This window comes from Streptomyces acidiscabies (assembly GCF_020010905.1).
GTDB classification, from domain to species: domain Bacteria; phylum Actinomycetota; class Actinomycetes; order Streptomycetales; family Streptomycetaceae; genus Streptomyces; species Streptomyces acidiscabies.
In genome coordinates this window covers 4,894,884-4,908,668 of sequence record NZ_JAGJBY010000002.1, presented here as the reverse complement: position 1 = coordinate 4,908,668, position 13,785 = coordinate 4,894,884, and the positions used below count along the sequence as shown (strand labels likewise).

At 73.9% G+C, this 13,785-nt stretch carries 10 protein-coding genes; 3 read left to right on the top strand and 7 right to left on the bottom strand.

All coding sequences use genetic code 11. The annotated features are described in order from the left end of the window. Nucleotides 1-175: 175 nt before the first annotated feature. Entirely contained in the window at nucleotides 176-1,627 is a 1,452-nt protein-coding gene (locus tag J8M50_RS47930) for an MFS transporter (protein ID WP_010359429.1), read from the bottom strand. Between the two features lie 67 nt (nucleotides 1,628-1,694). Between J8M50_RS47930 and J8M50_RS47925 the strand changes: the two genes are divergently transcribed. Together J8M50_RS47925 and J8M50_RS49965 are read left to right on the top strand one after the other, a co-directional pair. After that, on the top strand, nucleotides 1,695-2,351 hold the full coding sequence (locus J8M50_RS47925; RefSeq protein WP_010359430.1) for a TetR/AcrR family transcriptional regulator: 657 nt from the start codon (nucleotides 1,695-1,697) through the stop codon (nucleotides 2,349-2,351). A gap of 81 nt (nucleotides 2,352-2,432) precedes the next feature. Beyond that, on the top strand, nucleotides 2,433-5,423 hold the full coding sequence (locus tag J8M50_RS49965; protein ID WP_223786452.1) for a LuxR C-terminal-related transcriptional regulator: 2,991 nt from the start codon (nucleotides 2,433-2,435) through the stop codon (nucleotides 5,421-5,423). A gap of 16 nt (nucleotides 5,424-5,439) precedes the next feature. Here J8M50_RS49965 and J8M50_RS47915 read toward each other — a convergent pair whose 3' ends face one another. After that, entirely contained in the window at nucleotides 5,440-6,033 is a 594-nt protein-coding gene (locus tag J8M50_RS47915; protein WP_010361004.1) for a TetR/AcrR family transcriptional regulator, read from the bottom strand. A gap of 107 nt (nucleotides 6,034-6,140) precedes the next feature. On the opposite strand from J8M50_RS47915, the gene J8M50_RS47910 reads away from it, so the two are divergent. Next, nucleotides 6,141-7,382 (top strand): MFS transporter, encoded by a 1,242-nt coding sequence (locus tag J8M50_RS47910; protein ID WP_010361005.1) that lies wholly within the window; start codon nucleotides 6,141-6,143, stop codon nucleotides 7,380-7,382. 27 nt (nucleotides 7,383-7,409) lie between these two features. Here J8M50_RS47910 and J8M50_RS49960 read toward each other — a convergent pair whose 3' ends face one another. From J8M50_RS49960 to J8M50_RS47880, 5 genes are all read right to left on the bottom strand, one after another. Then, nucleotides 7,410-8,096, bottom strand: coding sequence for a tetratricopeptide repeat protein (locus J8M50_RS49960; protein WP_010361006.1), 687 nt, complete (start codon nucleotides 8,094-8,096; stop codon nucleotides 7,410-7,412). A gap of 54 nt (nucleotides 8,097-8,150) precedes the next feature. Beyond that, nucleotides 8,151-9,275: a PQQ-dependent sugar dehydrogenase gene (locus tag J8M50_RS47895; protein WP_010361007.1), complete on the bottom strand. Its 1,125-nt coding sequence runs from the start codon at nucleotides 9,273-9,275 to the stop codon at nucleotides 8,151-8,153. Nucleotides 9,276-9,654: 379 nt separating this feature from the next. Continuing rightward, nucleotides 9,655-10,992 (bottom strand): DEAD/DEAH box helicase, encoded by a 1,338-nt coding sequence (locus J8M50_RS47890; protein WP_010361008.1) that lies wholly within the window; start codon nucleotides 10,990-10,992, stop codon nucleotides 9,655-9,657. Between the two features lie 116 nt (nucleotides 10,993-11,108). Further along, the gene (locus J8M50_RS47885) at nucleotides 11,109-11,642 is read right to left on the bottom strand and encodes a hypothetical protein (RefSeq protein ID WP_010361009.1); all 534 of its coding nucleotides are present in this window, start codon (nucleotides 11,640-11,642) and stop codon (nucleotides 11,109-11,111) included. A 258-nt stretch (nucleotides 11,643-11,900) separates the two neighbouring features. Then, nucleotides 11,901-13,715 carry a CASTOR/POLLUX-related putative ion channel gene (locus tag J8M50_RS47880; RefSeq protein WP_010361011.1) on the bottom strand — a complete coding sequence of 605 codons (1,815 nt, stop codon included), beginning with the start codon at nucleotides 13,713-13,715 and terminating at the stop codon, nucleotides 11,901-11,903. Between the last annotated feature and the right edge of the window lie 70 nt (nucleotides 13,716-13,785).

Sequence of the window (13,785 nt, the reverse complement as noted above, 5' to 3'; positions counted from 1 at the left end):
GATGAGCGAGAGCCTCGCCCGGTTGCCAAAGCCGGGCGAGGCTCTCTTCGTGCCGCCGGGGTGCCCGGGCGGACGGCGGGCGCGCGACGGGGGAACGGACACGCACGCCGTACGCCGGGACGGTCCCCGGCGGCACGTCCCGGCCGGGCTGCGACCCGGCCGGGACTTCTTCAGGTCACCCGGTGGTGGCCGGGGCCCGCAGGCGGCGGGCCAGGACGAGGCCGATCAGGGCGAGCAGCGCGGTGAGGCCGAACAGCGAGCCGAGGGCGACGCGCGTACTGGCGTCGTAGTGCTCGCTGATGGCGAGCGCCGCGCCGCCGAGACCGGCGATGACGCCGGTGGCGAGGGTCTGCGCGAGCTGGAGCGCCCCGCTGAGTTCGCCCTGGCGTTCCGGCGGGGTCTGTTCCATCGTGTCGGTGGTGGAGGCGTTGAACGCCACGCCCATGCCGATGCCGCCGATGGCCCAGCCGAGGACCGCGATCCAGCCGGGTACGGAGTCGGTGAGGATCGCCAGGGTGATCACGCCGACGCCGGCCAGCAGGACGGCGAAGCCGAGGACGACGCTGGTGGTGCGCCCGCCCGGGGTGGCGTCCCGTTTGGCCTGCCAGGCCGAGCCGAGCACCCAGGTGATGGCGCCCGCCGACAGGCCGAGCCCGGCCTCCCAGGCACTCTGTCCGCGCAGTTCCTGGAGGCCGAGCGGGAGGTACGCCTCGCTGCCGAAGTACACCCCGCACAGCAGGCCGCGGATGACCACGCCCGCGCCGAGTCCGGGGCTCGCGGTGAGCGTGCCCTCGGGGGTGACCCGGCGCAGGGCGGGCAGGGCGATGGCGCAGCCCGCCACGGCGAGGACGGCGAGCAGGACCAGGTTCTCCAGCAGGAGGGCCTGGAGCAGGATGCCGGTGCCGACGGTCAGGAGCACGGAGTTGGCCAGCGGGCCCTTCCACCAGGGTGCGGCGGGGGCCGCCGTACGGTCGGCCTGCGGGCGTTCCAGGCGGCGCAGCGCGGGCAGGCTGAGGAACGCGGCGATCGCCACGATCGGCAGCATCAGCAGGAACACCGCGCGCCAGGTGGTGCTGTCGGCGAGGGTGCCCGCCAGGACCGGGCCGACCAGTGAGGGGATCGTCCAGGCCGAGGAGAGCAGGGCGAACATGCGGGCCCGCAGGTGCTCGGGGTAGGCGAGGCCGATCACGGTGTAGGCCATGGCCATGACGGCGCCGACGCCGAGGCCCTGGAGGAAGCGGCCGGCCAGGAACAGGGGCCAGGAGCCCGCCGCGCCGGCCAGGGCGCAGCCCAGCGCGAAGACGGTCATGCCGACGGCCGCGGGGGCCCAGGGGCCGCGCAGGTCGGCGGTCTTCCCGGCGAGGACGGTGCCGATGATGTTGGCGAGCATCAGGGCGGACAGGCCCCAGCCGTAGGCGCCGAGTCCGTCGAGGTCGCGGGCGATGTCGGGCAGGACGGTGGCGACGCCGAGGGACTCGAACGCGACCATGCCCACGGACAGGATCACGCCGAGGCTCAGGGCCCGGTAGGGGCCGGAGAAGACGCTCTCCGTCCGTTTCGGCGTGCCGTCGGGCTCGGGCGAGGGTCCGCCCAGGCCTTCTGGTAACTCGTCGACGTGCTGGGACATGACGTCACCTCGTATGAGAGAATTACTTTCCGATGCGGAACGGAATCATAAAGGTAAGGTATCCCGGGTGAACACACCACAGGGCACGGACAGCTCCGACTCACTCACCGTGCAGCGCTCTCGGGGCCGTCCGCGCGACGAGCGCATCGACACCGCCGTGCGCAAGGCCGTGACGGAGATCCTCAACGAGGTCGGCTACGGCCGGCTGACGCTGGAGGCGGTCGCCGCGCGGGCCGGGACGACCAAGCCGACGCTGCGCAGGCGCTGGCGTTCCCGGCAGCATCTGGTGGTCAGCGCGCTCGTGCAGACGTTGGGCTCCTCCCCCACCCCCGACACCGGCTGCACCCACTGCGACCTGATCGTCGGCATCCGCACCTTGAGCCACGCCTTCACGACCAGCATCGGGCGCCGTGCGCTGCCCGCGCTGATCGCGGACCTCGCGGACGACCCGGAGCTGGAGTCGGAGTTCCTCGGCGAGCTGTTCCACCCGCGCCGGGCCGCCACCGCCGCCGCGCTGCGCCGGGGCATCCGGCGCGGTGACATCCGCGCCGACGCCGACATCGACCTGCTGCTCGACATGCTGGCCTCCACCGCCTACTACCGGGTGCTCTTCGGCCACCTGCCGCTGACCCCGACCCTCGCGGAGGACGTCGTGGAGGTCGTCCTGCGGGGCGTGGCGACCCCGCAGTGGCACAGCAGCCACGGGAGCGTGCACACCCCCTGAGGCCGGGGGCACCGCACATACGGAGACAACGGGACCAGAGAGGGATTTCCAGTGCTGAGCCGCGACTGTGAGATGTCCGATGTGCAGAAGACCCTGGCCTCCGCCGCGTCCGGCGCGGGGGCCAGCCTCCTGATCGAAGGGGGGATCGGGGCCGGGAAGTCGTACCTGATGCGGGCGGCCGTCAGAACCGCCCGCGCCCACGGGTTCGAGGCGATACCCGTGCGGGCCCGTTCCTCGGGCACCTCCTTGCTCCACGAGGACCGTTTCGAGCGGTTCGCCGACTCCCTCGGCGGGCGCCGGCCGCTCCTGCTCGCGGTGGACGACCTGCACGGGGCCGACGGGCCCGCGCTGGAGTGGCTGGACCGGCTCACGGCCCGCCTCGAAGGGCTGCCGGTGGCCCTGTTCGCCACGCTCACGCCGGGCCTCGCGAAGGACGGTACGGGCACTCTCGCCCGGGTCGTCTCCGACTTCCACCAGCGCACGGTGCTGTCCGGTCTCGACCCGGACGCCGTGGGCTACCTGCTGACCTCCGCCTTCGGGCGCCCCGTCACCGAGTCCGTCGTCCACGCCTGCCACCGCGTCACCGGCGGCAACCCGCTCCTGGTCCACGCCCTGCTGCGCGAGCTGCGCCGGGCCGGTACGGACCGGGAGCCGACCGTCGAGCAGATCGCCGCGCTCGGTTCGGTGGACGTCGCCGAGACCGTCGTCGCCCGCTTCGAGGAGCGCTCCCCCGGCATCGGCCGGGCCCTGGACGCCATCGCCGTCACCGGCCGTACCGCCACCCCGAACCTGGTCGCCGCGCTCGTCGGCATCCCCTGCGCCGAGGCCGCCGACGTGCTGCACATCCTCGCCCGCTGCGGTGTCCTGCACGGGAACAGCGAGGGCGGCGTCTTCGCCCAGCCGCTCGTGCGGACGTCCCTGCTCGCCGCGCTGCCGCCGAGCGAGCAGGTCCGGCTGCACGCGGCTGCGGCCCGCGCCCTGCACTCCCTGGGCGCGCCCGCGCACGAGGTCGTCCACCATCTGCGCCGGGCTCCCCGCATCGGTGAACAGTGGGCGCACACGCTGCTGTTCGACTCCACGCGGGCGGCTCTCGCGCGGCACGACGTCGTGGAGGCGCGCGCCTTGCAGAAACGGTGCGCGCTGGAGGACGGGCCGGGTGATCCGTCGGAACTCCTGCGGCGGCTGGGCCGTGCCGAGCTCGTCGCGGACTCCCCCGCCGTCGCCGTCGGACGACTGCACGCGCTGGCCTCGACACCGGCCGACGACGACTCCGCCGTGGTCACCCTGGTCGACCTCGCGCTGGCGACGACGCTCACGGGGGACATCGCCGGGGCGCAGCGGACGATGCTGACGGGGCTCAACGGATGGGGGCCGCTTGATCCCTCGCGGGAGGCGGTGGCGGGGGCGTATGCGGTGCTGGGGGTGCTGACCCTGCTCGGCGGGGCCGGCGGGGCCGGGGTGTTCGGGGGACTCAGCGGGGTTGGCGGGGCCACGGGAGCCGTGGGGGCCGGCGGGCTCAGCGGGGCCGGGGTGTCCGGGGGACTCGGCGAGGCAAGCGGGGTCATGGGGGCCGGTGGGGCCGGAGGACCCGGCGGGCTCAGCGGGGCCGGAGAGCTCAGCGAGGCCGGGGCGTTCGGAGGACTCGGCGGATCCAGCGGGACCACGGGGGCCATGGGGCTCGGCGGATCCGGCGGGGCCGTGGCGTCCGGCAGGCCGGGGGAACCCGGCGGGACCGTGGTATCCGGCAGGCCCGGGGAACCCGGCGAGCCCCTCAGGCCCGGTGTACCCGGCGCCGTCGATCGTCCCGTGCCCGCCTTCCTCCCCGCCCTCACCGCCGCCCGTACCCCCTGGGTGCGTCTCGCGCAGGCCACGTTCGCCGCGCTCGCCGCCCTCCAGTACGGCGGGCAGCGTGAGGAGGCCGTGCGGCATGCCCGTGCCGGGCTCGGTGAACCCTTCGGGCCCGCCGACCTGCCCACCCTCCCGCTGCGGCTGCTGCTCACGCAGGTGCTGTGCGGCGCCGGGGAGCACGACGAGGCGCTCGCCGTGTGCCGGACGCTGGCCGCGACCGCCCGCGAGGAGTCCGCGCACACCATGGCCGCGCTCGCCGAGGCCGCGCTCGCCGCGTGCTGCCACCGGGCGGGACGGCTGCGCGAGGCGGTCCGCGCGGCCCGCTCCGCCCTCACCGACGGTCCGCCCGGAGCCTGGATCGGCAGCGCGCTGGCCCGCTGCCGGCTCGGCGGCATCCTCGTGCACACCGGCGACCTCGCCGGGGCGCGCCGGCTGCTCCTCGACGACCAGGGCCTCGCCGGACTGCCCGAGACGGCCCTGCCCTCCCTGCTGCTGCACCGGGGAGAGCTGCACGCGGCCCTCGGCCACCCGCAGGCCGCCCTCGCCGACCTGGAGGAGTGCGGACGTGCCCTCCAGGGCGCCCACCAGCACGAGCACTTCCCCTGGCGGGGCGCCGCCGCGATCCTGCACGCCCGGGCCGGCGACGCCACCGCCGCCGAGCGCCTCGCCCGCGAGGAGCTGGAGGCCGCCCGCACCTGGGGCGCCCCGCACTCCGTCGCCGCCGCGCTGCGCACCCTCGCCCAGGTCACCCGCAGCGGGCAGCCCCTCGCCCTGCTGTACGAGGCGGCCGAGCTGCTGGAGGGCTCCGGCGCGCGGCTGGAACTCGCCCGCGTCCTGCGCGGCCTCGGCCACGAGTTACGCCGCCTGCACAAGGTCCGCGACGCCCGCGAGCAGCTCCGCGCGGCCCTGGCGCTCGCCGAGGAGTGCGGGGACCGGAGCCTGGTCGACGCCCTGCGGGAGGACCTCGCGTCGGCGGGCGCGCGGCTGCGGCGGGGTACGGAGACGGGGCTGGACGCGCTCACGCCGGCCGAGTACCGGACGGCTCTGCTGGCCGCCGAGGGGCTGACGAACCGGGAGATCGCGGACCGGTCGTACGTCACGCGGCGGACCGTCGAGCTACACCTCAGCCGGGTCTACCGGAAGCTGTCGGTCTCCGGGCGCAGTGATCTGCCCGGCGTCTTCGGGGCCTCGCCCCGGCTGCTGGCCCTGAGGGCGGCGTCGTGACCGCGCGGGCGGCTGTTCAGCGCGGCGTCAGGAACGACAGCACCAGATCGACGCTCTGTCCGGTCACGTCCGGTGTGACCGGGCCGTGGCCGAACAGGGCCCGGTAGTAGAGGGGCGCGGCGAGCGCGTCGAGGACGAACTCCATGTCGAAGTCGGCGCGGATGTCGCCGCGTTCGGCGGACGTGCGCAGCCTGCGGGCGGTGGAGGCGCGGCGGGGCTGGAAGACCGAGTCGAGGAACTCCCGCCGCAGTTCGGGGTGGCCGGCGAGGTCGGCGACCAGGGCGGGCAGGACGCGGCTCAGGCTCGTCGAGGTGAACGCGTCGCCGAGTGTCCCGACGCCGGTGAGGAGGTCGGCCCGCAGGTCGCCGGTGTCGGGGGTGGGTTCCTGGCCCAGCGCCGAGGCCACCGCCTCCGCGACCAGGTGCTGCTTGGAGGGCCAGCGCCGGTAGATCGCGGGCCGGTAGACGCCCACCCGGGTGGCGACCTGGCTGATGGTGATCGCCGCGTACCCGGTCTCCTCCAGCAGGTCGAGGGTGGCGCTGAGGACGGCCCGGTCGATCTCCGGGTCCTTCTTGCGGCCTGCCGTGCGGGGGGTGGGGCTGGGGGACACGGGACTTGCCTTCCGGTGAGGTACGCGGGACACCCCGCGAAAATGATTCAGTACGACTTGTATCGTAATCCCGTTGACGACGCCCACGCGCAGATCGGACCGGTGACATGACTCTCGAATCCCCCTCCACCACCCGGAAGACGGACCGCGGCGAAGCGCCCGGACCGCCGTCCCTGGGCAAACCCTTACTCCTCGTCGCCCTGATCCTGCTCGCGCTCAACCTGCGCTCCCCCATCACCTCGATCGCCCCGCTGCTCAACCCCCTCCAGGCGGACCTGCACCTCAGCGAGACGACGGTGGGGGTCCTCACCTCCCTGCCGGTGCTGTGCCTCGGCCTGTTCGCGTTCGTCGCTCCGGGACTCGGCCGCCGCTGGTCCCTGCGGACCCTGCTCGTGCTGTCCCTCGTCGTGCTCACCGTCGGCGCGCTCGTGCGCGGCGGTACGTCGCCGGTCGCGCTGTTCGTCGGAACCGTGCTGGTCGCGGCGCCGATCGGGGTCGCCAACGTCCTCATACCCGGACTCATCAAGCGCCGGTTCCCGCACTCCGTGCCGCGCGTCTCCGCCTTCTACTCCAGCGCCCTCACCTTCGGCGCGGCGGCCGGCCCCGCGGTGGCGGTGCCGCTCGCCGACGCGACCGGGTCGTCCTGGCGGACGCCGCTGCTGATCCTCGTCGTCCCGCTGTCCGTGCTGACGGCTGTGGTCGTGCTGTTCGCCCTGCGCAAGGAGCCGCCAGCCCCGGCGCCGGCCGCAGGTGCCGGGCGTCCCTCGGGGCTGTGGCGCAGTGCGCTGGCCTGGCAGGTGACCGTGTTCTTCGGGGTCCAGGCGCTGCTGTCGTACACCGTCTTCGGCTGGCTCCCGACGATCTGGCAGGACCACGGCCTCAGCGCGACGTCCGCCGGGCTCGCCCTGTCCCTGTGCAACGCCGTCGGTGTCGTGGGCGCGTGGATTCTGGCCGTCGCGGGCAAACGCCTCTCCGACCAGCGCCCGGCGGGCGTGACGGTCGCCTGCCTCACCGCGACCGGCCTCCTCGGCGTCGTCCTCGGCCCGAAGCCCCTCCTGTGGCCGTCCGTCGCGGTCCTCGGCCTCGGCCTGGGCGCCGGGTTCGCGCTGGCGCTGAGCCTGTTCGCCCTGCGCTCCCCCGACCCGGCGACCACGGCCGCGCTCTCCGCGATGGGCCAGGGCATCGGCTACCTGATCGGCGTCCTGGGCCCCCTGGGCGCGGGCGCCCTCCACGACGCCACGGACACCTGGACCTGGCCCCTCGCCGTCCTGCTCATCGCCTGCGCCGTACAGATCACGGTGGCTTTCTCGGCGGGCAAGGCTCGCACGGTCGATGCCGTGACACGCTGAGGCGCACGCCCCGGGACGGCTGGTGTCTCACGCCGTCGCCAGTCGGTCGAGGATCTTGGTGCGCAGGGTGTCCGTGGCCGGGAGGCCGAGTTCCTCGGTGATGGCGAGGGCCCGGGTCCAGACGGCGCGGGCCGCCTCGGGGCCCGCGGCCGTGGCCTGGGTGTCGCCGAGGTAGGCGAGACCGGTGGCCTCGCTGTGGCGGTCGCCGGTCTCGCGGAACAGGGCAAGGGCCTGCTCGCAGCAGTCGAGGGCCTCCGGGTACCGGCCGAGGTGGTGGTGGATGTAGCCGAGGCTGTCCCAGGTGTGGGCCTGGCTGTTGAGACCCCCGGCCTCCACGGCCAGGGCGAGGGCTTCCTCGCAGTCGGGGAGAGCCCGGAGGTGGTCGCCGAGCTGGGCGCGGAACCAGGCGATGTGGTTGAGCGCGGCCGACTGTCCGGCCTTGTCGTCGGCGGCGCGGAAGTGCTCCAGGCTGTGGCGGGCGTGGTCGAGCGCCTGTCCGGAGTCGCCCTGGGCTCCGGACAGCCGGGAGAGGTGCAGATGGACGCGGGCCCGGCCGGGGTGGCTGCCGAGTCCGGCGAACAGTTCGAGGGCGCGGAGGTAGTGGGTACGGGCGTCGTCCGGGTGGTCGAGCCGGTCCTGGGCGTCGAGGGGTACGTGTACCCGGCCTGACCGCCGGCCCCGCCGTCCGGAGGGAACTCCGACGGGGCGGCCCACTTCGGGGGATCGCGTGGGCGGCGTGCCGACCGCCGTCCACGCGACCGGTGTCCGTCAGGCCGGGTCGATGCGCGAGACCGTGCCGGCGAGGTCGAGGACGTAGAGTTCGCCGTCGCCCGCCTGGGCGAACCCGACGACGCTGCCGCCGTCGACGCCGAGGTCGTTCACGCCGGTCACCCGGCCGTTGGTGATCTCCAGGGTGCGCAGGGTGCCGTCGCAGTAGTCGCTGAAGACGTACTGGCCCTGGAGGCCGGTGACGGCCTTGCCGCGGTAGACGTATCCGCCGGTGACCGAGCAGCCCCCGCCGGTGCGGCCGTACTCGTGGACCGGCCGGACGTGGTTCGCGGGTTCGACGCCGCCCCGGTAGGGGTGGTTGCCCTCCATCTGGGACCAGCCGTAGTTCTCACCGCCCTTGCTGCTCGCCGGGGCCCAGTCGATCTCCTCCCAGGCGCTCTGGCCGACGTCCCCGATCAGCACGTCGTGGGTGGCCTTGTCGAAGGAGAACCGCCAGGGGTTGCGCAGCCCGTACGACCAGATCTCGCCCTTGGCGCCCGGGGTGCCGACGAACGGGTTGTCGCGCGGGATCGCGTACGGCTTCGCGCCCTTCGGGTCGATCCGCAGCAGCTTGCCGAGGAGGGTGTTCAGCTTCTGCCCGTTGCCCTGCGGGTCGCCGGCCGAGCCGCCGTCGCCGAAGGCGATGTACAGGTAGCCGTCGGGGCCGAACGCGATGTCACCGCCGTTGTGGTTCGCGAAGGGCTGGGTCTGGGTGATGACGGTGCGCCGGGTGCTCGGCTGGGGCAAGCCGTCCTGTACGGCGAACTCGTCGATGGTGCTGGTGCCCTGACGGTTCGTGTACGAGACGTAGAGGTGCGTGAAGTCGTTGTCGAACGCGAGGCCGAGCAGGCCGCGTTCGCCGTCGTTGGTGGTGTCGCCGGAGATGTCGAGGACGGGGGTGCCGAGTCCGCTCGGGGTCAACACCCTTACTTTTCCGGCCCGTTCGGCGATCCAGACCGTGCCGCCGGGGCCCGCTGTGCCGGCCACGGGGCTCTGGGCGGTGGCTACGGCCGTGAGGGCGACCTTCGCCGCCGCCTGTTCGTCGGCCGATGCCGTGGTCAGGGCGAGGGAGGCGACGAGGGCGAGCGTGCCGACGATCGCCGAGCTTCTGGTGCGAACTTTCACCGTGCTCCTCCTGGAGGCGGCGAACAGGGGGAGTTCACCCGGAACAGGACAGGGGAAGGGTGTCGTCCACGCCGGTACGCAGCCTGGGGTGGGGGGTGTGCGCTACTGGGTACGCATGAGGCTACCGGGACTCAAGGGGCGTATATAAAGCGGCAGTTCGGCCAACCGGTCGTCTTGTTTGTGTCTCCGTCGAATGTCGCGCCGGCCGCGACCGCGCAGCGCGCCGAACGCGTCCGGTATGCATCCAGCGGCACCTACGACTGCCCGTACGCCCGCCGGTGCGCCCGTGTGTGGGACTGGGGCCCGGTCCGGAAGATCAAGAACTGCTGACCCGCGCGTCGAATCGCACAGCGCCCGCCTCACGGCCGTACGTGGGCGTTCAGCCCCCGCGTCGTACCCGGGCCGCCTCGCGGGCCTCCGCGAGTTTGCGGGCCTCGCTCGTCTTGCGGGACGGCCTGCCGCTCTTCGTGTCCTTGGTGGTGCCGATGCCCCGGAAGGGGGCGTTGATGTTCTTGGGGCGCGGGCCGCCGTCCAGGGGCTTCCCAGAGGGGGCCTTCGCGCCGGTGATCCGGCTCAACTGGGCCTCGCCGGAACGGACTTTGGTGACCGTGGGGGTGATCCCGGCGTCCGTCATGACCTGGGCCGCCTCGCGGCGCTGCCCCGACAGGGCGAGGGTGACGACGGTTCCGGAGCGGCCGGCGCGGGCGGTGCGTCCCGCGCGGTGCAGGTAGTCCTTGGGGTCGGTGGCCGGGTCGACGTTGACGATGAGGTCGAGGTCGTCGACGTGCAGTCCGCGCGCGGCGACGTTCGTCGCGACCAGCGCGGTGACCTGGCCGTTCTTGAACTGGTCGAGGGTGCGGCTGCGCTGCGGCTGGGACTTCCCGCTGTGCAGCGCGGCGGCGGCGACGCCGTTGGCCCGCAGGTGCTTGGTGAGGAGGTCGACGCTGTGCTTGGTGTCCAGGAACAGCAGGACGCGGCCGTCGCGTGCGGTGATCTCGGTGGTCACGGCGTACCGGTCGGGGCCGTGGACGACGAGGAGGTGGTGCCCGATCGCCGGGACCGCGTTCGACGAGGGGTCCACGGAGTGCTCGGCGGGGTTGCGGAGGTAGTCGCGCACCAGCTGGTCGACGTCCCCGTCGAGCGTGGCCGAGAACAGCATCCGCTGGCCGTCGGGACGTACCTGGTCGAGGAGTTCGGTGACCTGCGGCAGGAACCCCAGGTCGCACATCTGGTCGGCCTCGTCCAGCACGGTGATGCCGACCCGTCCGAGGCGGCATCCCTTGCGCCCGACGAGGTCGTGCAGCCGCCCGGGGGTGGCGACGACGATCTCGGCGCCGTCCCGCAGCGCGGCGGCCTGCCGTCCGACGGACAGCCCGCCCAGCACGGTCGCGATCCGCAGCCCGAGCGCCTCGGCGTACGGCGTGAGCGCCTCGCCGACCTGCTGCGCCAGCTCCCTGGTCGGCACCAGCACGAGCCCCAGCGGCTCCTTGCCCTGCGCGCGCCGCCCTGCCGTACGAGCCAGCATCGCGAGCCCGAAGGCGAGCGTCTTCCCGGACCCCGTACGCCCTCGCCCCAGCACGTCCCGTCCCGCGAGCGCATCCGGCAGCGCCGCCGCCTGAATAGGGAAGGGCTTGCGCACACCGTGCTCGTCGAGCACCCGCAGGATCTCGCCGGGCAGTCCAAGATCGGCGAAGCTCACGACCGGCGCGTCACTCACAGAAAGCCTTCCTCCAAGGAAACCGAACCGAGGAAGGCGCGGCGGGGACACAGCAAACGTCTGACGCTAGCACAAAGCGACGGACCTCCGCTCTGCTCCACGACGGGGGCCGTGACTCAGTCTGACCGACTGCGGTCGCCGCCGGCACCTGCCCAGGCCCGCAGCGCGGCTTCGGCTTCCTCGCGGGTCTGGGGGCCGTGGTCGAGGTGGAGTTGCTGGAGGTGGCGGACGGCCGCGCCTACGTGCCGGCCAGGGGGCAGGCCGAGCAGGGCGATGATGTCCTTGCCGTCGAGGGGTACAGGAATGCCGGACAGCCGTTCACGGCCGGCTCTTTCGGCCGCAGCGCGTTCCTCGGCCTGGTCGCGCGCGTGCCACTCGTCGTAGTCGGCGGCGCCGTCCGCGTCCAGCGCGGCCCGGTGCCAGTCGTCCTCGTCCCGCCCTCGCCCGAGGCCGACGTCCATGAACAGGTCGCGATCCGGGCCGGCCGGGGTCACACCGAGCCGGGCGAGCGCCGCGTTGATGGGCCAGTCCTGCCAGGGACCGCTGAAGTCCGAGGTGTGCACCGGCCCCCATTCCCGCACCCCGCCCCGCCATACGACGGCGGTCTGCTCACCGTCACCGCCCCAGAAGTCCGCCTGTACGTGGGCCACGGGTCCACTCCACGAGAGATCACGGAGCGCTCCCGGCAGATCGGACACACCAGGAATCAGCCCCATGCGCCGCCTCAACGGAGCGACCATCACCCCCGGCGTTCCTCCGGCCCAGTCCCTGAGGCGGTCGAAATCACCTACGACGGCGTCAAGTTGGTACGACACCCGCGCACGATAACCACGTTTCCCCGGCGTCGGCCACCGGGTTCCGCACGCCAGGACCGGGCGCGGGGTCCAGGGGAAGGGCCCCGGAGGTACTCAGTCCCCTCCCCCGCGTGCCGAACGCATCCCCGGCAGAACACGGTGCCCGACACCCGCCGTCAGCACCAGAACCTCGTCCCCACCGCCCCACACCCGCCGCTCGGACTTCCCGGGGCACAGCCGGACGGCGTACGGATCATGCGCCCGGTACCCGATCACGCACTCCCCGCGCCGAAGCCCCGCCGCCACCACGGTCGCGAAGGACGCCTCCCGCCCGGCCGGCACGTAGTGATCCGCCGGGTGCAGGGCCAGCGCGCCGCCCCGTACGGCGAAGATCTCCTCGAACACGGCGGCCAGTTCGGGGTTGTGCACGATCTGGGCCATGAGGAGGGCGGTGAGTTCCCCTCTCAGGACGACGTCGGAGGCGGGCCCGAGCGGGGCGATCCGTCGGCTGCTGTGGTCGCGCATCTCGGCCACCACGGGCAGTGCCCGGCGCGTCTCCAGGGAGCGCAGGATCAGCAGGGTGAGCAGCGTCCGGTCGTCGGAGCGTTCGTCCGCGCCGAGGGCGATGACACGGTCGTACGCAGTGAGGTCGAGGTCGTCGTACGTCTCGGGCGCGGCGGGGTCGGCGGTCCGGTGGGCGACGCCCGTCGGCGCGCGGTCCGCGACGACGTCGACGAGCGTGCCGGTCCGGCGCAGGATGTCCAGCAGCAGCGGGGCCCGGCGGTTCCAGCCGAGGAGCAGCAGCCGTACGGGCGGGTCGGACCGGGGCCGGGGCGGAACGACGGCCGAGGCGTCGACGTCGGCGCGGTGGTCGGCGAGGGGTACGGGGCTGTCGTCGTGGGCGACGGTCACGAGCCGGTCCCCCGGCCCGAGCACGGTCTCCGGCGCCGGCGTGAGCAGCAGCCCGCCGTCCGCCCGCAGCACCCCCACGGCGCAGGACGTCTCCAGCCGCAGCGCCACGTCCTCGAAGGACAGCCCGGCCACCTCCGGGACGTCGCTGACGTGGAACTCGGCCCCGGCGAAGTCCAGGAGGTCCCGCAGCACCGCCGGCATCCCGGGGCGCCCGGCGGACTGGAGGAGCAGCCGCGCGGTGGTGAGGTCGGTCTCCAGCACGGTCCCGCGCGGCCCGGCGGCGAGCCGCGCGGCGGGCAGGTGCCGCCCGTCGTGCACGGCGGCCACGACACGCGGCCCGCGTCCGGCGGGGAGCAGGGTACGCAGGGCCAGCAGGGTCCGTACGACGGTGAGGTCGCCGTCGGCGTCCTCGGCGGGCAGCACGGTCACCGTCCGCGCGGTGCCCGGCATGACGAGGGCGAGGGCGTCGGGGTCGGCCGGTGATCCGGACCGGCATTCGAGGCGGACACCGGCCCTCGGCCCCACGGCGCCGGTGAGGGCCCTCTCCATGGCGGCCGGGTCCCGGTCCGCGAGGACGGTGACGACGTGCCGGACGCCGGCGGGGCGGGCGGCGATCAACTCGGTGACCAGCGGAAAGATCTGGTCGGACCAGCCGAGGACCACGGTGTGGCCCTGCTCCAGGACCCGGGAGCGGCCTCGTCTCAGCTCCGTGAGCTGGTCACCGAGGCCGGTGGTGACGACGCCGATGACCGTCGACACGACCAGCAGCGCGATCAGCCCGAGCAGCACGGACAGCAGCATCCGCAGCGGCGCCCCGGTCGCGGCGCCGAGCCGCAGGGTCTCCGCGCTGGTGCGCCCCACCTGGAGGAGCCGGCCGGACAGGGAGTGCGGGGCGTCGGGGTCGGTCCACACCAGCAGGGCGCTGGCGGGGACGACGACCGCGAGGCAGCTCAGGGCGAGCCAGCCGAGCAGGGTGGCGGTGCTGCGCGCGAGGGTCCTGTCGAACAGGTAACGCATCCGGTGGGGTAACGGAGTTCGTTCCTGTCGCCGCTCCACATCCGCTCCCTGCTCGCCGTGCCGGTCTCCG

What these genes read in the sequence shown, in the direction of transcription:
- J8M50_RS47930 (WP_010359429.1), bottom strand. Translation starts at nt 1,627, where the DNA reads ATGTCCCAGCACGTCGACGAGTTACCAGAAGGCCTGGGCGGACCCTCG.
- J8M50_RS47880 (WP_010361011.1), bottom strand. Translation starts at nt 13,715, where the DNA reads ATGCGTTACCTGTTCGACAGGACCCTCGCGCGCAGCACCGCCACCCTG.
- J8M50_RS47910 (WP_010361005.1), top strand. Translation starts at nt 6,141, where the DNA reads ATGACTCTCGAATCCCCCTCCACCACCCGGAAGACGGACCGCGGCGAA.